The sequence below is a fragment of the Gottschalkia purinilytica genome, from assembly GCF_001190785.1.
Lineage (GTDB): Bacteria > Bacillota > Clostridia > Tissierellales > Gottschalkiaceae > Gottschalkia_A > Gottschalkia_A purinilytica.
The window spans coordinates 137578-159548 of sequence record NZ_LGSS01000006.1; the positions used below are offsets into that span (position 1 = coordinate 137578).

23 protein-coding genes and 1 pseudogene are annotated in these 21971 nt (G+C 27.8%); 19 read left to right on the forward strand and 5 right to left on the reverse strand.

The genetic code is table 11. The features are described from left to right. Nucleotide 1 precedes the first annotated feature (1 nt). The 3 genes from CLPU_RS08220 (at nt 2) to CLPU_RS08230 (ending at nt 2052) form a co-directional block, all read left to right on the forward strand. Nucleotides 2–868: an ABC transporter ATP-binding protein gene (locus CLPU_RS08220; protein WP_050355179.1), complete on the forward strand. Its 867-nt coding sequence runs from the start codon at nt 2–4 to the stop codon at nt 866–868. Beyond that, entirely contained in the window at nt 861–1538 is a 678-nt protein-coding gene (locus CLPU_RS08225) for an ABC-2 transporter permease (RefSeq protein WP_050355180.1), read from the forward strand. Before CLPU_RS08220 ends, CLPU_RS08225 begins: the two co-directional genes overlap by 8 nt. 127 nt (nt 1539–1665) lie before the next feature. Further along, nucleotides 1666–2052, forward strand: a complete 387-nt coding sequence (locus tag CLPU_RS08230) for a hypothetical protein (RefSeq protein ID WP_050355181.1) — start codon at nt 1666–1668, stop codon at nt 2050–2052. Nucleotides 2053–2171: 119 nt separating this feature from the next. Here CLPU_RS08230 and CLPU_RS08235 read toward each other — a convergent pair whose 3' ends face one another. The 3 genes and pseudogenes from CLPU_RS08235 to CLPU_RS18245 all read right to left on the reverse strand — a co-directional run bounded on the left by CLPU_RS08235 (nt 2172) and on the right by CLPU_RS18245 (nt 2636). After that, a complete protein-coding gene (locus CLPU_RS08235) occupies nt 2172–2387 on the reverse strand; it encodes an S-layer homology domain-containing protein (protein ID WP_050355182.1) in 216 nt (71 codons plus the stop codon). A gap of 6 nt (nt 2388–2393) precedes the next feature. Next, nucleotides 2394–2471, reverse strand: a pseudogene (locus tag CLPU_RS18240) (S-layer homology domain-containing protein); the annotation flags it as partial. A 12-nt stretch (nt 2472–2483) separates the two neighbouring features. Beyond that, the gene (locus CLPU_RS18245; RefSeq protein ID WP_082154151.1) at nt 2484–2636 is read right to left on the reverse strand and encodes an S-layer homology domain-containing protein; all 153 of its coding nucleotides are present in this window, start codon (nt 2634–2636) and stop codon (nt 2484–2486) included. Between the two features lie 277 nt (nt 2637–2913). Between CLPU_RS18245 and CLPU_RS08240 the strand changes: the two genes are divergently transcribed. From CLPU_RS08240 to CLPU_RS08250, 3 genes are all read left to right on the forward strand, one after another. Continuing rightward, a complete protein-coding gene (locus tag CLPU_RS08240; protein ID WP_050355183.1) occupies nt 2914–3741 on the forward strand; it encodes an Mrp/NBP35 family ATP-binding protein in 828 nt (275 codons plus the stop codon). Between the two features lie 273 nt (nt 3742–4014). Next, a complete protein-coding gene (locus tag CLPU_RS08245) occupies nt 4015–4863 on the forward strand; it encodes a polysaccharide deacetylase family protein (protein ID WP_050355184.1) in 849 nt (282 codons plus the stop codon). A 517-nt stretch (nt 4864–5380) separates the two neighbouring features. Next, nucleotides 5381–6352, forward strand: coding sequence for a phage lytic cycle repressor MrpR family protein (locus CLPU_RS08250; RefSeq protein WP_050355185.1), 972 nt, complete (start codon nt 5381–5383; stop codon nt 6350–6352). 186 nt (nt 6353–6538) lie between these two features. Here the strand turns inward: CLPU_RS08250 and CLPU_RS08255 are convergent, their stop codons facing one another. Both CLPU_RS08255 and CLPU_RS08260 read right to left on the reverse strand, forming a co-directional pair. Next, on the reverse strand, nt 6539–7795 hold the full coding sequence (locus CLPU_RS08255; RefSeq protein WP_050355186.1) for a cation:proton antiporter: 1257 nt from the start codon (nt 7793–7795) through the stop codon (nt 6539–6541). Nucleotides 7796–8106: 311 nt separating this feature from the next. Continuing rightward, complete coding sequence (locus CLPU_RS08260; RefSeq protein WP_321169972.1) at nt 8107–8484, reverse strand: multidrug resistance efflux transporter family protein; 378 nt, start codon at nt 8482–8484, stop codon at nt 8107–8109. Nucleotides 8485–8545: 61 nt separating this feature from the next. On the opposite strand from CLPU_RS08260, the gene ytaF reads away from it, so the two are divergent. The 13 genes from ytaF to CLPU_RS08325 all read left to right on the forward strand — a co-directional run bounded on the left by ytaF (nt 8546) and on the right by CLPU_RS08325 (nt 21894). After that, complete coding sequence (gene ytaF, locus CLPU_RS08265) at nt 8546–9178, forward strand: sporulation membrane protein YtaF (RefSeq protein ID WP_050355188.1); 633 nt, start codon at nt 8546–8548, stop codon at nt 9176–9178. 337 nt (nt 9179–9515) lie between these two features. After that, entirely contained in the window at nt 9516–10850 is a 1335-nt protein-coding gene (gene mgtE, locus CLPU_RS08270; RefSeq protein ID WP_050355189.1) for a magnesium transporter, read from the forward strand. 287 nt (nt 10851–11137) lie between these two features. Beyond that, on the forward strand, nt 11138–12061 hold the full coding sequence (locus CLPU_RS08275) for a manganese-dependent inorganic pyrophosphatase (protein WP_050355190.1): 924 nt from the start codon (nt 11138–11140) through the stop codon (nt 12059–12061). Nucleotides 12062–12084: 23 nt separating this feature from the next. Beyond that, nucleotides 12085–12741 (forward strand): Dph6-related ATP pyrophosphatase, encoded by a 657-nt coding sequence (locus tag CLPU_RS08280; protein ID WP_050355191.1) that lies wholly within the window; start codon nt 12085–12087, stop codon nt 12739–12741. A gap of 215 nt (nt 12742–12956) precedes the next feature. Further along, a complete protein-coding gene (locus CLPU_RS08285) occupies nt 12957–13328 on the forward strand; it encodes a YxeA family protein (protein WP_050355192.1) in 372 nt (123 codons plus the stop codon). A 239-nt stretch (nt 13329–13567) separates the two neighbouring features. Continuing rightward, the gene (locus tag CLPU_RS08290) at nt 13568–14803 is read left to right on the forward strand and encodes an ABC transporter substrate-binding protein (RefSeq protein ID WP_050355193.1); all 1236 of its coding nucleotides are present in this window, start codon (nt 13568–13570) and stop codon (nt 14801–14803) included. 67 nt (nt 14804–14870) lie between these two features. Further along, nucleotides 14871–15587: a radical SAM family protein gene (locus tag CLPU_RS08295; RefSeq protein ID WP_050355194.1), complete on the forward strand. Its 717-nt coding sequence runs from the start codon at nt 14871–14873 to the stop codon at nt 15585–15587. 54 nt (nt 15588–15641) lie between these two features. Then, complete coding sequence (locus CLPU_RS08300) at nt 15642–16739, forward strand: ABC transporter substrate-binding protein (protein WP_050355195.1); 1098 nt, start codon at nt 15642–15644, stop codon at nt 16737–16739. Nucleotides 16740–16940: 201 nt separating this feature from the next. Further along, nucleotides 16941–17990 carry a FecCD family ABC transporter permease gene (locus CLPU_RS08305; RefSeq protein WP_050355196.1) on the forward strand — a complete coding sequence of 350 codons (1050 nt, stop codon included), beginning with the start codon at nt 16941–16943 and terminating at the stop codon, nt 17988–17990. Beyond that, complete coding sequence (locus CLPU_RS08310; RefSeq protein ID WP_050355197.1) at nt 17987–18775, forward strand: ABC transporter ATP-binding protein; 789 nt, start codon at nt 17987–17989, stop codon at nt 18773–18775. Before CLPU_RS08305 ends, CLPU_RS08310 begins: the two co-directional genes overlap by 4 nt. A 25-nt stretch (nt 18776–18800) precedes the next feature. After that, nucleotides 18801–19832, forward strand: coding sequence for a methyltransferase family protein (locus tag CLPU_RS08315; protein WP_050355198.1), 1032 nt, complete (start codon nt 18801–18803; stop codon nt 19830–19832). Nucleotides 19833–19855: 23 nt separating this feature from the next. Beyond that, nucleotides 19856–20701 carry a DUF364 domain-containing protein gene (locus CLPU_RS08320; protein WP_050355199.1) on the forward strand — a complete coding sequence of 282 codons (846 nt, stop codon included), beginning with the start codon at nt 19856–19858 and terminating at the stop codon, nt 20699–20701. Between the two features lie 65 nt (nt 20702–20766). Continuing rightward, complete coding sequence (locus CLPU_RS08325) at nt 20767–21894, forward strand: ABC transporter substrate-binding protein (RefSeq protein WP_050355200.1); 1128 nt, start codon at nt 20767–20769, stop codon at nt 21892–21894. The last annotated feature ends 77 nt before the right edge of the window (nt 21895–21971 follow it).

Consider the following 21971-nt stretch of genomic DNA (forward strand, 5'->3'; position numbering starts at 1 on the left):
TATGGAACCCATTCTTGAAATTAAAAATTTGAAAAAAGATTTTAAAGACTTTAGTTTAAAAAATATAAATTTAACCCTTGAAAGAGGATATATTATGGGTTTTATAGGACCTAATGGATCAGGAAAAAGCACTACTATAAAGCTTATTATGAATTTACTTAAAAAAGATAGTGGAGAGATAAAAGTATTTGGAAAAGACAATATAAAACATGAGCAAGAAATAAAAAGTAGAATCGGATTTGTATATGATGAAAACTATTTTTATGAAGAACTAACTGTAATTGAAATGAAAAAAATTGTAGCACCTTTTTATAAAAAATGGAGTGAAGATATTTTTAATAAATATGTTAAAGAATTTGAATTACCGTTAAAAAGAAAAATAAAAGATTTATCTAAAGGTATGAAAATGAAATTTTCACTTGCGATAGCACTATCACATGATGCTGAACTATTGATAATGGATGAGCCTACGGCAGGATTAGATCCTATAGTTAGAAGTGAACTTTTAGATATATTATATAACATAATACAAGACGAGAACAAAAGTGTGTTCTTTTCAACACATATAACTTCAGATTTAGATAAGATAGCAGATTTTGTTACTATGATATATAAAGGAGAAACAATATTTTGTATGCAGAAAGATGATATTTTAGATAGCCATAGAATTATAAAAGGTGATAAAGAACTATTAAATGAAGAAATAACTAATAAATTTATTGGATTAAAAGAAAATAATTATGGATTTGAAGCATTAGTAAAAGACAAGAAATGGGCTAGAGATATATTTGGAGACAGCATTATTATAGATAAGCCTAATTTAGAGGATATAATGGTTTATTATGCAAGGAGGAATAAAAATGCTTAATTTGGTATTTAAAGATATATTAGTTCAGAAAAAAAGTTTGTTATTTTATTTCATATATATAATTATAGCAGGTATGGCATTTAAAGGAATAGGACTTGGTGGGTTTACAGCGGCTGTTATGATGTTAAGTTATGTTTTTTTAGCTAATTCATGTACTTATGATGATAAGAATAAGGCACATTTTATGTTGAATAGCTTACCAGTTAAGAGGAGCAAAATAGTTTTGTCTAAATATGTTTCTATGCTATTATTTTTCTTCTTATCTATTTTAATGTATCTATCAATATATCATCTTGTTAAACTGATAAGTTTACCAATGAGTTTAAATCTAAATCTAAGTTCTATTAACATAGAGGGATTATTAGGAACTTTTTTTGCACTAAGCTTATTTGCAGGTATATATCTTCCAATATTTTTTAAATTCGGAGATACAAAGTCAAGAACTATATCTATAGTACTATATTTAGTAGTGTTCTTTGGATTTGCACTTGTTGTTCAAAGTCTTAATAGTATAAAACAACTTAGTTTTTTTCAAAACATATATGAAGCAATAAAACCTTTTACAAAAAATGATATGATAATAGGAACTTCAATTGCACTAATTTCAATACTGATATTGACACTATCTTATTTTGTATCAATAAAATTCTATAAAAATAGAGAATTCTAATTATATTAAAACAGATTTAGAATCTAGTATTAAACATCGCAAAATTATCACTATTACTATGCTTATAACATAAAAATAAGAATGTGATTAAAAGTTTTAAATAGTGAATAAAATTCAGGGGGACTTTATGAGGAAAATCGGAGTTATAGCATTAATAGCTTTATTGTTTTTTATAGCACTAGGACCATTAGTTATTGGAAATGAAATAACATTACTTTCTATAAAAAGTAATGTATTTAATTGCTTGAAAGGTAAGCATATGTACTTTCTAGGTTCTCGTAGTAAGAATATCAAATTTTCAGAAGATAAAGAGATTACATTTAACATAGATGCAGAGACTAAAAAAGGAGATATAACAATATCTTTATTAGACAGCAATGAAAATAAAATATTTGAAACTAAAAATCCATCTAAAACTGAAATAAAGACTATTAAAGTAGAAAAAGGTAGTAATTATATTATAAAAATAGATGGAAGAAAACATAGAGGAAGTTATAAAGTGAGTTGGAAATAGCTATAATTAGGATAAAATTAAGGGATTATTAGAACAAGAATTTTTCTTTATAAAATTCAGATGGAGAAAAACTCCATCTGAATTTAAAAATCCTTTAAAATTTATAAACTAAGTGCCTATTATTTCAAGACTTTAATAAGAATTGTCACTGCTTCTGCTCTAGTAGCATTAATTTTTGGCTTGAAAGTATTGTCTGGGTAGCCACTTATGATTCCATGAGCTTCTGCTGTATTTACTGAATTTTGTACCCAATCTGAAATATCTTTTTTATCAACAAAGTTTTTATTAGAATTACTAGGAGTAAGCTTAGCTACATTTACAATCATAACTGCCATTTGTTCTCTAGAGATAAAGTCATCCGGTCCAAATTGATTTTCATTATATCCACTTACAATACCATGGGAGGCAGCAGTTGATATATATTGTTTTGCCTAATGGTTTTCAGTATCAGAAAACACTTTATTTGTACTAGACTCTAGATTAAAAGTATTTACTACAAGAGTCGTAAATTCAGCTCTAGTAATTTTATTATTTGGTTTAAAGCTTCCATCTTTATATCCACATATAATTTTCCTACAACTAATTTCTTAATAGATCCTTCCGCCCAATGTACTGCAATATCTTTTAAGAATATATCTTAAATGAATATTTCGAAATAGACTATAGGAAACGGGAACTGCATAAATAGATAACTTTTAGTGGATTATATATATCAATGGCAGCTAAATTCTATATAAAAAAATTTCTAAAACAAAAGTTTAACTCTAAATTTTTCAGGTAATAATAGAATAACCTATTTTAAGAATAGCATCTAAGATATAATATATATGATTGTAGTAAATAAGTATTAGAGGTGATGAAATGGCTAATTGTAATGGATGTCCTTCACAAAATAGATGTGGGAAACAAGATACTTGTGGAGTAGAAAATAATCCAAGAAACAATATAAAAAATGTAATCGGTGTTATGAGTGGAAAGGGTGGAGTTGGAAAATCCACTGTATCTACTATACTGGCAAATGAACTTAGACAAAAGGGATATAAGGTAGGAATATTAGATGCAGATATTACTGGACCTAGTATACCTAGACTTACTAATACACAAAATAAAAAGGCGATGATGTCTACAGAAGAGATGATAATTCCTATTATAACTGAAAATGGTATAAAGGTTATGTCATTAAATTTTCTGTTAGAAGATGAAAATCAACCAGTCATCTGGAGAGGACCTATAGTAGGAAGTACAGCTAAAAAGTTTTGGACAGATACATTATGGGAAGATCTTGATTATCTAATAATTGATATGCCACCAGGAACAGGTGATGTTGCATTAACTGTTATGCAGTCAGTGCCTATAAATGGAATAGTCATGGTTTCTATACCTCAAGATTTAGTATCAATGATTGTATCAAAAGGTGTAAATATGGCTAGAAAGCTTGATATACCAGTGATAGGCGTTGTAGAAAATATGAGCTATATATTATGTCCTGATTGTGATAGTAAAATAAGGCTATATGAAGGAGAAAATACAGAACAATTTTTAAATGATATGGATTTAAAATTATTGGGTGAAATTCCAATGTGTAAGGAAATAACCGATATTTCTAAGAATGGAATGAAGAAAATAACTAATAAGGAAATAAAAGATATATTAGAAAACATGACAAATAATATTATATCTTCACTTTAATTATAAAAAAAGAACTTAGGGATTTTAAATATAAATTTCCTAAGTTCTTTTTCTTTCAAGTCCTGAGAATTTTGATTTCTGATGTAATTATACTATGAAATATTAAAAATTAATTACAAATACATTTCTTCTTAATTAAAGTTTTCTTACAAACTCCTTAATGTTATTTATTTTGAGTCAAAAGTGAGTTAGAATGAATAATGCAATATATATCATAAAAATACAAAAAAAATAAACTTTCGACTAATAAATGCATTATGTCTTAAGAGGGGAGTGGTTAAAATTAAAAAGAAAATAATATATGGACTAACTTTTTCTATTTTAATACTAATGTTTTTACTTACAAGGAGAATAAGAGTAGAAGCTAGAAAAAACGAAAATCATATACCAATTTTAATGTATCATAATATAGTAACAGATCCTAACGAAACTAAGCCACCTTTAATAACAATAACTGATAAAAGATTTAAAAGAGATATGGAATACTTAAAAAATAATGGTTATACTACAATATCTTTTAGAGAGTTAATAGATTATAAAAGTGGAAAGGGGACACTTCCTAAAAAACCTGTAGTTATAACGTTTGATGATGGATTATACAGCAATTATAAATATGCTTATCCAATATTAAGAGAAAATAATATGAAAGCTACTATATTTATAATAGGTTCTAGAGTAGGAAAAGATACGTTAAGTGGAAGACCTATAGTTCCTCATTTTAATTGGAATGAGGCAAAAGAAATGTACGATAGTGGGCTTATAGAAATACAACCTCATACTTATAATTTACATTTTTTTAAGGAAAGTTCTACACATGGACATGGAGCTTTACCAATGACTGGTGAAAGTGAGAAAAATCATTATGATAGATTCTTAAAGGATACTAAAAAAATCAAAAAGCTCATAAAGGATAATATAGGATGTGAATCTTATGTTTTCGCTTATCCTTATGGAGACTATACAGCTACAAATGAGAAAGTTCTTAAAGATTTAAATTTTAAATCAACTCTCACTACTAGAAGTAGATACTCAGATATAACAGATAATCTATATGGGCTTAAAAGAATAAATGTACCATCACATATTGAACTTAAAGATCTTTTAAGGAAAATAAGGTATTAAAGAGGACTGATTAAATTTAGTCCTCTTTCAATATATAACATTGGAATACTTCCAAATAATAACTTAAAATGAATTAATTAAGATAAAAAATATACTTCATTGTCGATTATAGAATATTATAATTATATATAGTAAAATGATAAGAATATATGAACTCTTTTTTTATTTCTTGGAAAAAAATATAATTGTTTGTATAATATAGCTAAAGGGATAAGTTTTTGTTTACTTTTAAAATTAGATAAGTATGTTTTCATAGTTATTAGTCACGGAGGAATGCCTGGAAAGACATATACCAGAATAAACAAGAAAATCTTTTTAAGAAATAGACTGAAGAAGTAAAAAATAGCGTCCAAAATTATAAATGCTGGGAAAGAAGTTCCTTTGAAAGTAATAGTGTCCAAAATAAAAATTGTATAATATAGAAAATTAACTATCAATAAATATATATATTAATTCTAAGTTTAGATTAAGTAATATAATTTCGTAAATCAGGGGGACTTCGTAAAGGGGAGGTCTTATGAAATCTAACAAAGTTTATAAACTGTATAATGAGGATTTAAAAAGTGAATTTATACAAAAGTACGGTAAAACAACTCAAAAACAAGTTACAAGGCTCTTAAGTAAATGCTATGATATGGAGTCAAAACTAAATAAAGATTTTTCAAGCTTTGAATTTTCAGAAGTTAGAGATTTTTTACTAAGCTTAAATAAAAAAAGCATACATTCTTTATATACTACAATATCTTTTTTAAGAAGTTATGTGGACTTCGCAATAGAAAAACAGAAACTTTGCTCTAGAACTAACTGCTTAAATTGCTTTAAAGGGACACAAACTTTAGAACAGTATATAAATAATGTTGCTGAAAATTTAGTGGATAGTGAAGGTGATATAGAATTAGGGAAATATATCACTAGACAAGAGCTATATAACATAATTAACTTTTGCGTAAATCCTCAAGATGGAGCATTATTTGGAGTACTATTCGAAGGGGCAACTTTAGAAGAAGCTAGAAATTTACTAATAAAAGATTGTGATTTTGAAAACAGTAAGATTACTTTTACTAAAGATAATGGAATAACAAGGACAAGAACAATAAATGATCATTTTATAATGAATATATTAAAAGATGCTATAAAACAGGAAAGATATGAGAAAAATAATGGATTAAACGAAGGACTTAGAACACCTTCATTTATACTAATAAAAACAGAATATGTATTTAGAGCTAGTGGAAAGACTAAAGCTGATAAAATACAAGCTTCAACACTTAATAATAGATTAAAGAAAATAGCAAGTACCTATGGAAATCCTTTTCTTAATCCTACTAATCTTTGGATAAGTGGTATTATAGATTTTGCTAAGAAACTAAAAGCAAAGTTAGGAGTAGAAAAATTGCAAACTAACCACTATCAATTTATTAATAAAGAGTATGGATATAACGAAAGTTATTGGAGTGTAACAAAAATGAAAATAAAAAATTATATATAAAGAATTACATAATTCTTTATATATAATTAAAATTTTACTGATATGAAAATGAATATCATGAATTGTGTCTTAGACTATTAACAAAATGTTAGCTTTGAAACTTAGCTGAATAGTTTTGTTAGTAGTCTAAAGATAGATATTTTAATAAAAGTATATATTATTAAATTAACTTATTACAATGAATAACTAAGCAGATCTATTACTAGAATTATTGGATTCTTGTAGTACTCCTAACTTTTGAGCTACCCACTTTGTAGTTGTCGCTTGAAATGCTAATGTTATAATTATTGCCATAAATACTACAGAAGATACTATCTGATATCCAGGGAGCTTTAAAGATACTACAATACCACTCATAGCTGCCGGTATTACACCTGTTTCTCTAACCCACATAATGAATAACTTTTCTTTGAAAGTCCATTCTGATTTTTTATCAAATATTGTTGAAATCCAAACTGACAAGGGTCTTGCAACAAACATCAATATAAGAACTATTAATACTGAATATCCCCAATATTTAGATAGTGATTCAAAGTTTACATGAGTACCTAATAATATAAATATAGACATTCTAAATATAGTAGCTAAAGTTTCTCTAAAATGAACCTGAACATAGTAAGCTGTATCAGGTATACGAAGTCCAAAAGTTGATTTATTTCCGCAAACTAGACCTGCAACGAAAGATGCCATATATCCGGACCCACCTATAAGTTCTGCTGAAACATAAGATATGGCAACAACTATCATAGACATTATTGGTGCATATTCATAGAATATTCCGAATTTTTTATTTGATATAGATAAAGAAATTAATAAACCTACTATTGCACCAACTAAAATACCACCAAATATCATTATAATCAGTTCTTTTATATTTTGAGAAAAGTTGAACTTTCCTAATCTTATTACAGTTAATACTGAAAATACAGCTATAGTTCCCATAGCATCATTAAATGCAGACTCACTTATTACTGTTTGCTTTATTTTGTCAACTATTTTTACTTGTTGAAATACTGGGATTAAACTAGCTGGATCTGTTGAAGCTACAATAGCACCTATTAGTAATCCATATATAAGTTCTATATTGAAAATATAACTAGCTGCATATCCAACGACTGCGGAAGATACTACTACACCTAAAGTAGATAATAGTCCGACAGATACTTTTACTTGATTTAGAACTTGTAACTTTATTTCTCTACCACCTTCATAAAGAATAAAAGCAGAACCATAAACTAATATTAATTGATTAGCAATAGAAGCTTCATCTATACTTATCAAGTTAAGTACGGCAGGACCTATTATTATGCCAGCAAGTAAAAATAACACTACATCTGGAAGCTTAATTAGTCGACTTAACTTTCCAAAAATCATGCCTACGAATAGAATCACAACTGTAGAAGTTAATATCTGTTTAGTCAACAGCATAACTGAATTCTCCATAGTTATACCTCCTTTATTTATTATCCTATTTTAAATCGTATCTATTACAATACTACTTTTAAAATATAATGTCAATTAGTGTAATTCACACAAAATTGATTGAAAAAGTGGAGATTATTTGAATTAGTAAAATTGTAATGCATTTTATCTTTTTCTCTAACGTTAAAGTAAAAAAATTCAAAATTGCTTATTTAAAACTTAACTTTCATTACAAAAATAAATTATAGTGGATTTGAATGTATAATTGAAATACATATATCTTATAGTAATCATAAATATCTTTAATAAAATCACAATAACCTATTTTAATACTATAAAATACTGTGATGATTTCTACCTATAATTAAGCTATTCATAATCATACCAAAAATAATTAGTATTATTCCAACTAATGATAAGCCTTTTGATATGGATTCATTTAGTAAAAGTATATCACCAAGTACAGTAAATACCATTGTACAAGATTGGGTAGATTCAACGGCCGCTAATACTGAAGATTGATTTTTTACCATATCAGTTGCTTGATAATATAGAACTGTAGCAGAAACACCAGAAAATAGAGCTAATAAAATTGAATAATTAAAATTATTAATAAAAAAGTTATCTATGAGATGAAACCAATGAAAATAAGTAATATGATTTTTAGTTATTAAATTAGTATATACTGAGATATAACAATGAATATATATGTAACTATATACTCAAGAACTGAATATAATGCAGGTAACGGATACATTAGGAGGAATATATATGCATTTGTTATCTGCGATTCTATTTGCAGTATCTGCAAACCTTGATAACTTAGTCATAGGAATAGCATATGGCATAAAGAATATAGAGCTGAGATTTAAAATTAATATTATAATTGCTATTTTAACAAGTATAGGTACGTTTGTATCTATGCTTATAGGAAACTTTGCAAGAAGCTTTATTCATGAAGATATAATAAATCTGATAGGATGTACTATACTCATAATTATAGGATCATGGTTTATAAAAGACTTTATGAAAAATAGGAAAATAAAAAACAGGAAACGTAATCATAATAATGAAAAAGAAGAGAAAACTAATGTAACTTATATAGGAATATTAAGAGAACCAGGATGTGCAGATAAAGATAATTCAGGATGCATAGACATAAAAGAATCTATAACTCTTGGATTAGCATTATCTCTTAATAATTTTGGACTTGGAATTGGTGCAAGTGCAGCAGGACTTAGTATATATATAACGCCTATACTTACTTTCATTCTAAGTATAGCTTTATTAAGTATGGGGGTAAAATTAGGAAAAAGATATTTGGCTCATATACTTGGAGAATATGCAACTTTGGTATCCGGGATTATAATTATATTCCTAGGTATATATGAGATGTTTATTTAATGATACAACTATAGAGTATAGCACTTAAGTTATTTATATTATGATTATAATGTGAAAATTATGTTAAAAGATTTGCTTTAAGTCAGAATATATGTGATAATAAAGTTGATATCTTAAACTTATAATATATTCATTTTGTGTGTTAATATAATTAGTGCTTATATATTTGAGCACTAGTTTTTTTGAGTTAAAAGGGTATCTTTATATCAAGAGACTTAAGAAGGGAGTGATAGTTATGGAGAGCGATGATTTGCATAGGCGATGTTTTTCTGAAATAAAAACTAAATATTTGGTCATAACTATCATTAGAAGTTATGGATCTTGATAGGAAGGTGATATGATGCAAGAAATACTAGATCTCATCAATGAAAATAAGTTTTCACAAGTAAGAGATAAATTAACTGAAATGAACGTAGTTGATATTGCACAAATATTAGAAGAGCTTGAAAGAGATAAGGTTCTAATTGTTTTTAGAATATTACCTAAAGATATAAGTGCAGATGTATTCTCCTATATTTCTAGAGAGCAACAGGCATATATTATAGAATCTATTACGGATAAAGAAATATCAAATATAGTTAATGAACTTTTTCTAGATGATACAATAGATTTTATTGAAGAATTACCAGCTAGTGTAGTAAAGAAAGTGTTAAAAAACACTGATAAAGATAAACGTAATTTTATTAATCAGATCTTAAAATATCCAGAAAATTCGGCTGGAAGTATTATGACTATAGAGTTTGTGGACTTAAAGAAAGAAATGACAATAAAAGAAGCACTAGAACATGTAAGAAAAACAGGTGTAGATAAAGAAACAATAGATACATGTTATGTAATAGATGGACATAGAAAACTTGAAGGCGTTATATCTATAAGAAAGCTTATACTTAGTGATGAAGATGAGCTTGTAAAAGATGTTATGCATACTAATCTTATACATATAAATACTTTAGACGATCAAGAAACTGCAGCAGATACATTTAAAAAATATGATTTTTTAACAATGCCAGTAGTTGATAAAGAAAAAAGATTAGTTGGAATTATTACTATAGATGATATAGTTGACATTATAGAACAAGAAAACACAGAGGACTTTCACAAGATGGCTGGTATGGAACCGTCAGAAGAAGAATATTTAAAAACAAGTCCATTTAAACTTGCTAAGCATAGAATAGTATGGTTACTTGTACTAATGGTATCTGCGACTTTCACAGGAAATATAATAAGAAGATTTGAGGATGTATTACAATCTGTAGTAATACTTACTTCATTTATTCCTATGCTAATGGATACAGGTGGAAATGCAGGTTCTCAATCATCTACACTTATAATAAGAAGTTTAGCATTAGGAGAAGTAAAATTAAATGATATTTTCAAAGTTATAAGAAAGGAATTATCTGTAAGTATTTTAGCTGGTTCAGTTCTTTCAATAGTTAATTTTTTAAGAATTTATTACTTGGAAGGTATAGCTTTTAATGTTTCCCTTACAGTATCTATAACTTTATTATTCACAGTAATACTTGCAAAGTTAGTAGGAGGTATTTTACCTATACTAGCTAAAAAAATAAAAGTAGATCCTGCTATTATGGCAAGTCCACTTATAACTACAATTGTTGATGCATCTGCATTAATATTATACTTTTCTGTAGCATCATGGATATTAAATATATAGTTTATTTTAATATCTGTTGGTTATAAATTATTAAATAGTACAAATATAAATTGTATTTACTTAAAAGGTAATAACTACGTCAGTTTATATTTGTATTATTTTAGTTTTTGTAAAATTACTTAAATATAATTAGATTAATAGAAGAGATACAATCTATAAACCTTCTTATATTTTACCTAGATAAATGATATAATATAGTGTTGAACTTATGAAGAATTTTAAAACAGATATAAATTTTATTAATAAATTATTGTATAAAAATATATTGAAAAAAGGAGCGATAATGAATGTCAATATTAGTCTTTGGACATAAAAATCCTGATACGGATTCTATTACAGCAGCTATATCATTTTCATACTTAAAAAATCAATTAGGTTTTGATACAGAACCTGCTGCGTTAGGAGAACCTAGTAAAGAAACTCAATATATATTAGATTACTTTAAGGTTGAAAAACCACAGATAATAAAAAATGTGAGTGGAAAAAAAGTAATGCTTGTTGACCACAATGAATATGGTCAAAGTGCAGAAGGATTAGAAGAAGCTGAGCTTCTAGAAATAATAGATCATCACAAAATAGGAGATATTACAACTTCAGTACCTATAAACTTCAGAAATATGACTGTAGGGAGTAGTTGCACAGTTGTATTCACTATGTTTAAAGAAAATGGCATAGAAATTCCTTACAATATAGCTGGACTTTTAATATCAGGAATAATATCTGATACATTATTATTTAGATCACCAACAACTACAGATATAGATAGAAATGCAGTAGAAGAATTGAATAAAATTTTAAAATTAGATTTAGAAGAATATGCTATGAATGTATTTAAGTCAGGAACTTCTTTAGAAGGATACACCATAGAGGAAATATTCTATAGAGACTTTAAAGAATTTAAATTAAATGATGATAGAATAGGAATAGGACAAGTATTTACTTTAGATATTGAAAAAGTATTTGAACGTAAACAAGAGTTTATAGACTTTATGAAGAAATCTAGTAAGGATAATGGATATTATATTACTTTATTAGCAATTACTGATATATTAAAAGAGGGTTCATATATATTATTTGAATGTGATAATCCTAAGATTATAAGCTCAGCATTTAATGTGCAAGCAGAACAAGGAGTATTTGTTGAAGGACTAGTATCAAGAAAGAAACAAATAGTACCTAATATTACAGATGCTATAAATCTTTGTAAATAGAGCAAAAAAAGGAGTACTTTATAATGGAAAATATAAATTTCTTTTGTTCTTGGAGTGGAGGAAAAGATTCTTGTTTATCACTATATAGAGCTATTAAAGATGGTGGGATACCTAAACTGCTTTTTACTGTGTTTAGAGGTGATGGAGAACGTTCAAGATCACATGGCTTAGATAGAAGTATAATAGAAGCACAGTCTAAGTCTTTAGGAATACCTTTTGAAATTAGAACAGCAGACTGGGGTAAATACGAGGGTATATTTCTAGACTTTTTAAAAGAGATAAGTATAGATGGTATTCAAGCAGGAGTTTTTGGAGATATAGACCTTCAATCTCATAGAGATTGGGTTGAAGCTGTATGTAAAAAAGCTAATGTAAAACCATATTTACCATTATGGAAGGAACAAAGAGAAAGCTTAGTGAAAGAGTTTGTAGACTTGGGATTTGAGTCTGTGATAGTTGCTGTTAAAAGTGAAATAATGGGAAAAGAATATTTAGGAAGAATTATTGACCATGATTTAATAAAGGAGCTTAAGGAAAAGAATATAGATCCATCAGGAGAAGGTGGAGAATTTCATACAGTAGTTATAGATGGACCTATTTTTGATCACAAGGTTGAATTGGACTTTAAAGAAAAAATAGAAGTGGACAAGTATTGTTTTTTAGATGTAGCTTTAAAATAGATTAGATTTTCGTAATATAGTTTTAGGCAATGCAATATTACATTGCCTAAAACTATATTTTATTTTATCCTTCTATAAAAACTTTCTATTACAGAAACGTAAGCTTATAATTACAGAATTATAAGTTTATAAGTTTCTTTGTAAGATTAATAAATTAGAAAAAATGATAAAGGCTAATATAATAAAGTTATATATACGGTATGGAAGGGGATAAAATGAAAAAGTATATTTTAACTATTAGCGCTTTATTCATGTGTATATCTTTATTAGCAGGATGTAGCAATTCTTTTAAACAACTTATAAATAAAATAGCTAATGATAAATATTATGTAAAAATTACGGAAGAAGGTACTTTAATAGAAGATAAAGTTAAAGAAGATAAAACATCAATTAGTGTAGGATATACTTTAGTTGCTTATGATAAAAATGGTGTAGAGAAAAAAATATCGTTCAAAGTTGGAGAACAACTTAAACAAAATAGCTACTTACTTCTGTATTTATCAGATATAGAAGGTGTAACATCTTATAAAAAGATTAAGGAAGAAGATTTACCTAAAAAAGTAAAAGAGAAATTTAATGTTAAGTAGCATTAAATGATATACTGGATATTAATGTAAGTTATAATTATCATTAATATATAAAAAAAGACAAATATAGTTATATAACTATATTTGTCTTTTTTTATATTTAGATACTAACTTTAAGAAAATAATAGTAAAACTAAGAAAATTGATAATATTTGTTGTGAAAATTATTGATATTAAAAGAAACTTACGTTATACTTTAACTGGTATAACGAATTATTAATATTAATGGGGGAAGGTATATGGAAAAAATTAATCCTGTAATGACAATAGAAGAAATTTTAAAGAATTATCCACAAACATTTGATGTATTTGTTGCTAATGGATTTAATGTAGCTTCAAGGGAAGAACTTTTAGAATTAGCAGGTAATGATACGATGATTCAGAGCATATTAAAGGTTAGAGGAATTAATGTAGATATTTTTATTAATGCCTTAAGAGAAAAGGTTTTCACTAAAGGATTAGATGAAGATTTAGTTGATAAATTTCATGATGAAAATTCTACTTTAAACCTTTTAGGAAAAATTCCATGCCCACTGAGAATACTTTTTAAGGATATGCTTGGTGAAGCTATAAAGGATTATAAAGAGAAAACAGGTATAACATTAAATTGTTATATTCCATCAGGTTGTGGAGATAAGTATGAATATGAAGACATTTGTAGCCTAGAGAATATTGATGAATTACCAGATATTATACTTACAAAAGGATTTGATGACTTTCATAGGAAAAACTTCATAGATAAGTTTGTTAAGAAAGGATATTTTAAGTCAGTATTTACTGACAACTTGGATGATAGATTCTTAGAAGCAGGTTGCTTAGATAATGATTATACAATGTACGCTTCATTTTTAGATGTAATGTTAATCGATGAAAAAAATTTGGGGGATTTACCAAAGCCTAAAACATGGTCTGATCTTTTAAATCCTATCTATAAGGATAAAATAATTACATTTGGCATGCCTGAAGGAATTTCCACAGTAACACCTATATATTTATATAAAGAACATGGAGTAGAATCTATTGCTAAATTTGCTCATAATGTAAAAGGCGCATATCACGGTGCCAAGATGGCTAAAGTAGCAGGAACAAATAGTAAAGAAGCAGGAGCTATATATATATTGCCTTTATTCTTTGCAAAAACTTGTATAAGAGAAGGATTATCTATATTGTGGCCAGAAGATGGAGCTATATTATATCCATTTTGTATGCTTGTAAAAGAAAGTAAGATGGAAGAAATGAAATATCTAATAGATTTTATTACAAAAGATTTTGGACAAGTATGTGCTAAATCTCATGGTATAGCTCTTAATCCAGATATAAAGAACACCAACATTCCTAAAGACGGAAAATTGAAATGGATAGGATGGAACTATATCAAGTCAAAAGATGTGATTGAGCTAGGGGACTATATAAGAAAAGAATTTGAAATAGAATGGCAAAAAAAGAATAGTTCGGAAGATAAAAGAATAGTTTAGACTCTTATAACTTTTATATGAATTAAATGATTATTTAGATATGCATAGAAGACTGAAGGTGATAATATTGTTTGATAAACTACTGAAAACAGCATTAGAAAGTGATATTACTCCAGAGATAGCACTGCAAATACTTCAAGAATCTAAAGAGCAAAAGAATGCTTTAAAATTATTTGAATCTTCATCTAGACTTAGGGATGAGAAAATTGGTAAAGATCTTTGGTTATCTTCTGGTATATCTGGAGTTATCCCATGCAAAGTTGTTCCTAAATGTACATATTGTACATATTTTACTACAGAATCATTTCAAATAGACAAACTTAGTCTTTGTGTCAAAGAAATAGAAAAATTAGGTATAAAACATATTCATTTAAGTGGAGGAACAAATATAGAAGGGTATGATAAAGAAATTATAAGCATGATAGAGTCAATACGTAAAGTTTCTGATATAGATATTGAAATAAACTTGGGGCCATCTTTTTCAGAGGAGACCGTAAAAATATTTAGAGATCTAGATGTAAAAAGCATAACCAGCTCATTAGAAATTTTTAATGAAGATCTATTTAAAAAGGCAAAGCCAGGAGATAGTTTAGATGATATACCACTATGGCATTTAGCAGGAGGAGGAAATCAGGTATTAGGTTGTATGGTATCAAGACGACCTGCAAAAAATAAACTAGATGGTGAAACTATACAAGTTTCTGATGATCTATATATTATAAATAGAATCTCAATACTAGAAAATTACATAAAAGATATGGATCGTAGATTAATACTTAACTAGATGAAAATCTAATTATTATTTTAAATATTGATTCTAAGGAGGAAGACGGGGAAAATGTTCAAAAATAAAATGAGTTATAAAGTATTGTGTTTATTATTAGTTATTAGTTCTTTATTTTCGTTCGTAGGGTGTTCGTCAAACAAGAAAGAAGATAATAATAAAAACATTAGTTCAGAAGTAAGTAAAGAAGAGAAATTATCTAAAAAAGTAGTAACTGATATGGATGGTAGAAAGGTAGAAATACCTAAACAAGTTGAGAAAATAGCAACTATAGGTTCAGTACCTGTTATTAATGGGCTTGTTTTTGCAATAGGAGAGGGAGACAAAATTATTAATGCTCTTCCTCAAAACTTTACAAGCTCACCAAAATGGAAATATCAAACTATAATTGCTCCGACTATGGCTGATAAACCAGTTCTTCAAGATGGTAATAGAGGAGTCAATATAGAAGAATTAATCAAAGCTAAACCAGATTTAGCGCTTACTATGGACAAGCAAACTGCAGAACAAATAGAAAAAGTAGGTATTAATGTAGTATATTTATCTTGGACAGAGCCAGATGACGTAAAAAGAGCAGTTACGCTTTTAGGAGAGATATTTGATAAGCAATCTAAAGCAGAAGAGTATATAGCCTACTTTGATGATGTATTAAAAAAGGTAAACGATAGAACATCTAAAATAGGAGAAGATAAAAAAGTAAGAGCTTTGTACTCAAATATAGAAAAGCTATCACAACCTCATCTAATAGCTGAATGGTGGATAAGTGCTGCTGGTGGAATAAGTGTAACTAATGATGGAAGACAAATGGAAAGCTTAGATTTTTCTATGGAACAATTATTAAAGTGGAATCCAGAAGTATTAATAGTTGCAAATAAAAATGACTTAGATACTGTATATAAGGATGAAAAATTTAAAGATATAAAAGCTGTAGCTAATAAAAGAGTTTATATAACTCCTACAGTAGCACATGTTTGGGCAAATAGAACTATAGAACAACCACTAACTGTATTATGGGCCACAAAACTTTTCTATCCTGAAGAGTTCAAAGATATTGATTTAAAAGAAGAATTAAAGAATTTTTCTCAAAGATTCTTTGATTATAAAATTACGGATAAAGAATGTGAAGAAATTTTAGGAGATAGCCTAAATTAGATATGAGAAATAACAATCTAAAGTTTAAATATGATATTTTATCTTAATAGCTGACATATACAATATTCCCACTTATATAAATCACAAATATGATAGATCAAAAAAATTAGAAGTTCAAAGAATATAAACATTATCTGTTAGATATATAAATAGATATGTTAAATATAAGTATATAAATTTATTTAATGGAAAGGTGAAAGTATGGAAAAGGTTGCTTTATATAAGCCTAAGAAAACTTTTATAAAAAGATATAGTAAGATAATAATTCTTTTAATTATACCTATTATTGCTTTTGCAATATCACTTTCTATAGGGAGATACTCAATATCTTTTAAAGAATTTATTGAAATTTTAATATCTAAAATAACCCAAAAACAAGCTTCTTATCCAGAAGTAGTAGACACTATAATATTTCAGGTAAGAATACCTAGAATTATTGCAGCTATGATTATTGGTGCAGCATTGTCCGCTTCTGGAGCATCTTATCAAGGGATGTTTAAAAATCCTATGGTATCTCCTGATATATTAGGAGCTTCAGCAGGTGCTGGATTTGGAGCTGCTTTTGGGATACTTATGTCTTTTAGTGTTATAGGAATACAAATATCAGCATTTTTATTTGGTCTTTTAGCTGTACTATTAACTTATATTATAAGTGTAAAGGTAGGAAAAAACAGTAATGCAATATTTATTTTAATATTAGCAGGTATGCTTGTAGGAACCCTATTTCAATCTTTCATATCTTTAACAAAATATGTAGCAGATCCATATGATAAGCTTCCAGCCATAACATTTTGGCTCATGGGAAGTCTCTCTTCAGTAAGTAGAAGAGACATACTCGTTCTTTTAATCCCATTTGTAGTAGGAATAGTCCCATTGTTTTTTGTAAGGTGGAAACTAAATGTATTGTCTTTTGGTGATGAAGAGGCTAGAGCATTGGGAATTGATACTAAAAAATTAAGAATAATTGTTATAATATGCTCTACTCTAATGACTGCATCAGCAGTATCAGTATGCGGAATGATAGGCTGGGTAGGATTGGTAGTTCCACATTTTTCTAGAATGATAGTAGGTCCAGATTATAGGTATCTATTACCAACTTCCATGTTAATAGGAAGTACATATTTACTTATGGTAGATAATATTGCAAGGGGTGTCGCATCTATAGAAATACCTTTGGGAATACTTACATCGATTATTGGAGCCCCATTTTTCATATACTTACTTTTAAATGCAAGGAAGGGATGGTCATGAGATTAGAAGTTAGAAATGTAGATTGTGGATACGATAATAAATCTATTTTAAAAGACATATCATTTGAAGTTGATACAGGTGATATAGTTTGCATACTAGGACCTAATGGGGTTGGTAAGACTACTCTTTTTAAAACTATTTTAGGATTTTTGAAACCTCAAAATGGAAAAATAACTTTAGATGGACAAGACGTCTCCAAGTGGTCAAGAAAAAACTTTGCTAAAAGTATTGGATATGTTCCACAAGCACATGTCCCACCATTTCCATATAGAGTAATAGATGTAGTAGTGATGGGAAGAACAGCTCATTTAGATGCTTTTTCATCTCCTTCTGAGAAAGACTTTAAAATTGCTGAAGAGGCTATAGAAACATTAAATATATCATATTTAAAAGATAGTATATATACAGAAATAAGTGGTGGAGAAAGACAACTTGTTCTTATAGCTAGAGCATTGGCTCAGGAGCCTAAAATTTTAATAATGGATGAGCCTACATCTAATTTAGATTTTGGCAATCAAATTAGAGTATTGAATCATATAAGAAAATTATCTAAAAGAGATATAAGTGTTATTATGACTTCACACTTTCCAGATCATGCTTTTATAGCTTCAACTAAAGTGCTGGTTATAGGAAGGGAAAGTAAGTTTGAAGTAGGAGATCCTAAAGAAGTGATTACAGCAGAACTTTTAAGCAACATATATAATATTGATTTAAAACTTGCTACTGTAGCAGATGAAACAAATAAGGAAGAATTAAAGGTCTGTGTTCCTATTATAAAAGACTAAATTATTTATATAAGGGAGATATAAGGTGAATAGAGAATCTAATCTAGTTGATATTGTTATTCCAGAAAAAATTGAAATTATAAATAATCTTACTGAGAGCTTTAAGGCTCATCAAGTTCTTATAGCAGCATTGGAAGTTGGTTTATTTGATTGGATTTATGAGAATGGAGAAAGTACTAGAGAAGAAATTATAGAGGGAATAAAAATAAATGGAATGTTTTCAAGAAGCTTTTTAAGTACATTATTGAGTTTAGGATTTTTACAATTGAACTCAGATAAATATACTAATACAGAAGTTACTAATAAGTTTTTAGTAAGTAAAAGTAAATACTATCAAGGAAACTGGATTAAAAGGAATACTGGTAGTTCGTCAAAATGGAATAATCTTAAAGACAATATAATAGCGAAAGAAGAAAATGATTCAACGAGTGATGATAATTTAGAGTTATCTTTAATAAAAGGATTACAAGAACGTTCTTTAAGGGGAGAACTTCAAAATATAGTAGGCCATGTTACTAGTTGGAATGGTTTTTCTAAGTCTAAAAAAATATTAGATATGGGAGATGAATATGGGCTATATTCAATAGCTTTATCTCAATTAAATTCTAATTTGACTGGAACAATACTTAGCAATTCTCACGATATAAAAGTTACTGAAAAGTATATAGCAAAATATAACTTAGCAAATAAACTAAAGATTTTACAAAATGATGCTACATCTAATGAAATAGATGCAAACAATGATATTGTTTTGGTATCTCATTCTTTATATAAACATAGAAAAAAACTTGGAGATATTTTTGATAACATAAATAAATTACTTAAAGAAGGTGGACTAGCTGTATTTAACCATTGGTTTTGTGGGCCAGGTTGTGGAAGTAGTAATGGTCTTAAAGAGTTAGATAAATCTTTATTTAGTGGCGGTCATCCACTATGTCATTCTGAGAAATTTGCTAAACTTCTGGAAGACTACGGATTTGAATTGATAAAGACTTTAGACATTCCTAGTTACAATGGAATTTCAAAGTTACATATGGCAATAAAGATTAAAGAATAAAATGACAATAAATAGGTGAAAAAATGAAAAATAAAATTTTAATGAAAACTATTGATAATTTATATAAAAGCTTAGGTAAAGATATAGAGAATTTAACTGTAGAAAGAGTTGTTTTAGGTTTGTTTTTTAGCGGTGTAAAATTGAGTAATGGAAAAGGTGGTATAAGTTACACTCCAATAAAAGCAATTCCTGAGGCTGTATGTTGTCCAAGTTCAGCAAAGGCTATGCCAAACTCAGGTAAGATGGCAGGAAAAAAAGTGACTTACTTTTTAGAAAATATGTTTTCTAAAAATCCACTGAAAAAAACTTTAGGGATTGCTGTTATGAATGCTTTATCGTTAACATGTTGGGATATGGGAAAGCATGAGGGATTATATTCTATTGAAATCGATAAAGACCCAATAAATGAGGTTGAGATTGTAGAAGGATCACATACTGTAGTTGTAGGTGCATTACTACCTTATATTAAAATGCTAATTAAAAACAATAGAAAATTTTCTATATTAGAATTAGATCCTTCTACATTAAAACCACGTGAACTAGAATTCTATGTTCCTCCAGATAGAGCTAGTGAAGTAATTCCAACCGCTGATTTTGTTATTATAACAGGTACTACATTAATAAATGATACTTTAGAAGGACTTTTAGACTTAGTAAAGCCAAGTGCTAAAGTTATTGTAGTTGGTCCTACGGTAAGTATGTTACCAGAAGCATTTTATAAAATGGGGGTTACGCATATAGGAGGAGTTATAGTTACAAAGGTTGATGAATTACTAGATGTTATATCAGAAGGAGGTTCAGGATATCATTTTTTTGGCAAATATGCTGAAAAAATGATAATTAAAAATAATAGTAACTATAAAGGATAAGTTAAAGTGCAAGATATTATTTAGATTAAATAAAAAATAAAAGAGTTATTCTAAGGAGGATTTAAATGTTTAAGAGACTTTCAGTTAAAAAAGCTTTATCTCTTGTTTTAGCAGTAATACTAGTTATGACCATAATAGTTGGATGTGATAAAAAGACAGAAACTACAACAAAGGATCAAACAAAACAGACAGAAGAAAGCAAAACACGTACTATAACAGATATGGCTGGAAGAAAAGTGACTATTTCAAAGGATGTAAAAAAGGTATATTCTACAGATCCAGTTGGGTCTATAGCAGTTTATACTATTAATCCAAGCAAAGTTGCTGGACTAAACTATGAGTTAACTGAATTAGAGAAAAAGTATACAGTTGAAGAATATCATAAGCTGCCGTTACTAGGTGGATGGTTTGGAAAAAACAATACAGGAAACATAGAAGAAATATTAAAGGCAAAACCTGATGTTATAGTGTCTATGGGTAATATAGATGAAGGTGCAATTTCAACTGTTGAAGAAAGAGAAAAACAAATAGGAATACCAATTGTATTAGTAGATGGTAATATTGAAAACTTAGATAAAAGCTATGAGTTTTTAGGTAAGGTAATGGGAGAAGAAAAGAAGGCAAAAGAATTAGCAGATTACTGTAAAAATACATTAGAAGAAGCTAAAGAAATAGCTAGTAAAATACCAGAAGATAAGAAAGTTAGAGTATATTATGCTCAAGGACAAGAAGGACTTGAAACTGATCCATCTGGCTCTAGTCATACTCAAGCTTTAGATTTAGTAGGAGCAATAAATGTAGCTGATGTTCAAATGAAAAGTGGATATGGTAGAACAGAAGTATCTATAGAACAAGTTTTGAACTGGAATCCAGATAAAATAATTGTATGTAAGGATAAGAATTGGGATAGTAATAGCTACGGTAAGATTATGAAAGAAGATAAATGGAAGGGCATAAAGGCTGTAAAGGATAAACAAGTATATGAAATACCAGATGCTCCATTTAACTGGTTTGATAGACCACCTTCGTCAAATCGTATTTTGGGAATCAAATGGCTTGGTAATTTATTATATCCAGAGTATTTTAAAGGAGATATAAAATCTGATATAAAAGAATTTTATGAAAAGTTTTATCATCACAAGCTAACAGATGAAGAGATAAATGAGATTCTTCAAAATGCAATAGCTAACTAATAGTTAATCATATTAATTAGAAATTTAAATAATACTTTGATTTTCATATGTAATATGCCTTAAGTTGGTATATTACA

Excerpts from the sequence above, each read along its gene's own strand:
- CLPU_RS08220 (WP_050355179.1), top strand. The coding sequence starts at position 2 with ATGGAACCCATTCTTGAAATTAAAAATTTGAAAAAAGATTTTAAAGAC.
- CLPU_RS08225 (WP_050355180.1), top strand. The coding sequence starts at position 861 with ATGCTTAATTTGGTATTTAAAGATATATTAGTTCAGAAAAAAAGTTTG.
- CLPU_RS08230 (WP_050355181.1), top strand. The coding sequence starts at position 1,666 with ATGAGGAAAATCGGAGTTATAGCATTAATAGCTTTATTGTTTTTTATA.
- CLPU_RS08235 (WP_050355182.1), bottom strand. The coding sequence starts at position 2,387 with ATGGCAGTTATGATTGTAAATGTAGCTAAGCTTACTCCTAGTAATTCT.
- CLPU_RS08240 (WP_050355183.1), top strand. The coding sequence starts at position 2,914 with ATGGCTAATTGTAATGGATGTCCTTCACAAAATAGATGTGGGAAACAA.
- CLPU_RS08250 (WP_050355185.1), top strand. The coding sequence starts at position 5,381 with ATGAAATCTAACAAAGTTTATAAACTGTATAATGAGGATTTAAAAAGT.
- CLPU_RS08255 (WP_050355186.1), bottom strand. The coding sequence starts at position 7,795 with ATGGAGAATTCAGTTATGCTGTTGACTAAACAGATATTAACTTCTACA.
- ytaF (WP_050355188.1), top strand. The coding sequence starts at position 8,546 with ATGCATTTGTTATCTGCGATTCTATTTGCAGTATCTGCAAACCTTGAT.
- mgtE (WP_050355189.1), top strand. The coding sequence starts at position 9,516 with ATGATGCAAGAAATACTAGATCTCATCAATGAAAATAAGTTTTCACAA.
- CLPU_RS08275 (WP_050355190.1), top strand. The coding sequence starts at position 11,138 with ATGTCAATATTAGTCTTTGGACATAAAAATCCTGATACGGATTCTATT.
- CLPU_RS08280 (WP_050355191.1), top strand. The coding sequence starts at position 12,085 with ATGGAAAATATAAATTTCTTTTGTTCTTGGAGTGGAGGAAAAGATTCT.
- CLPU_RS08285 (WP_050355192.1), top strand. The coding sequence starts at position 12,957 with ATGAAAAAGTATATTTTAACTATTAGCGCTTTATTCATGTGTATATCT.
- CLPU_RS08290 (WP_050355193.1), top strand. The coding sequence starts at position 13,568 with ATGGAAAAAATTAATCCTGTAATGACAATAGAAGAAATTTTAAAGAAT.
- CLPU_RS08300 (WP_050355195.1), top strand. The coding sequence starts at position 15,642 with ATGTTCAAAAATAAAATGAGTTATAAAGTATTGTGTTTATTATTAGTT.
- CLPU_RS08305 (WP_050355196.1), top strand. The coding sequence starts at position 16,941 with ATGGAAAAGGTTGCTTTATATAAGCCTAAGAAAACTTTTATAAAAAGA.
- CLPU_RS08310 (WP_050355197.1), top strand. The coding sequence starts at position 17,987 with ATGAGATTAGAAGTTAGAAATGTAGATTGTGGATACGATAATAAATCT.
- CLPU_RS08320 (WP_050355199.1), top strand. The coding sequence starts at position 19,856 with ATGAAAAATAAAATTTTAATGAAAACTATTGATAATTTATATAAAAGC.
- CLPU_RS08325 (WP_050355200.1), top strand. The coding sequence starts at position 20,767 with ATGTTTAAGAGACTTTCAGTTAAAAAAGCTTTATCTCTTGTTTTAGCA.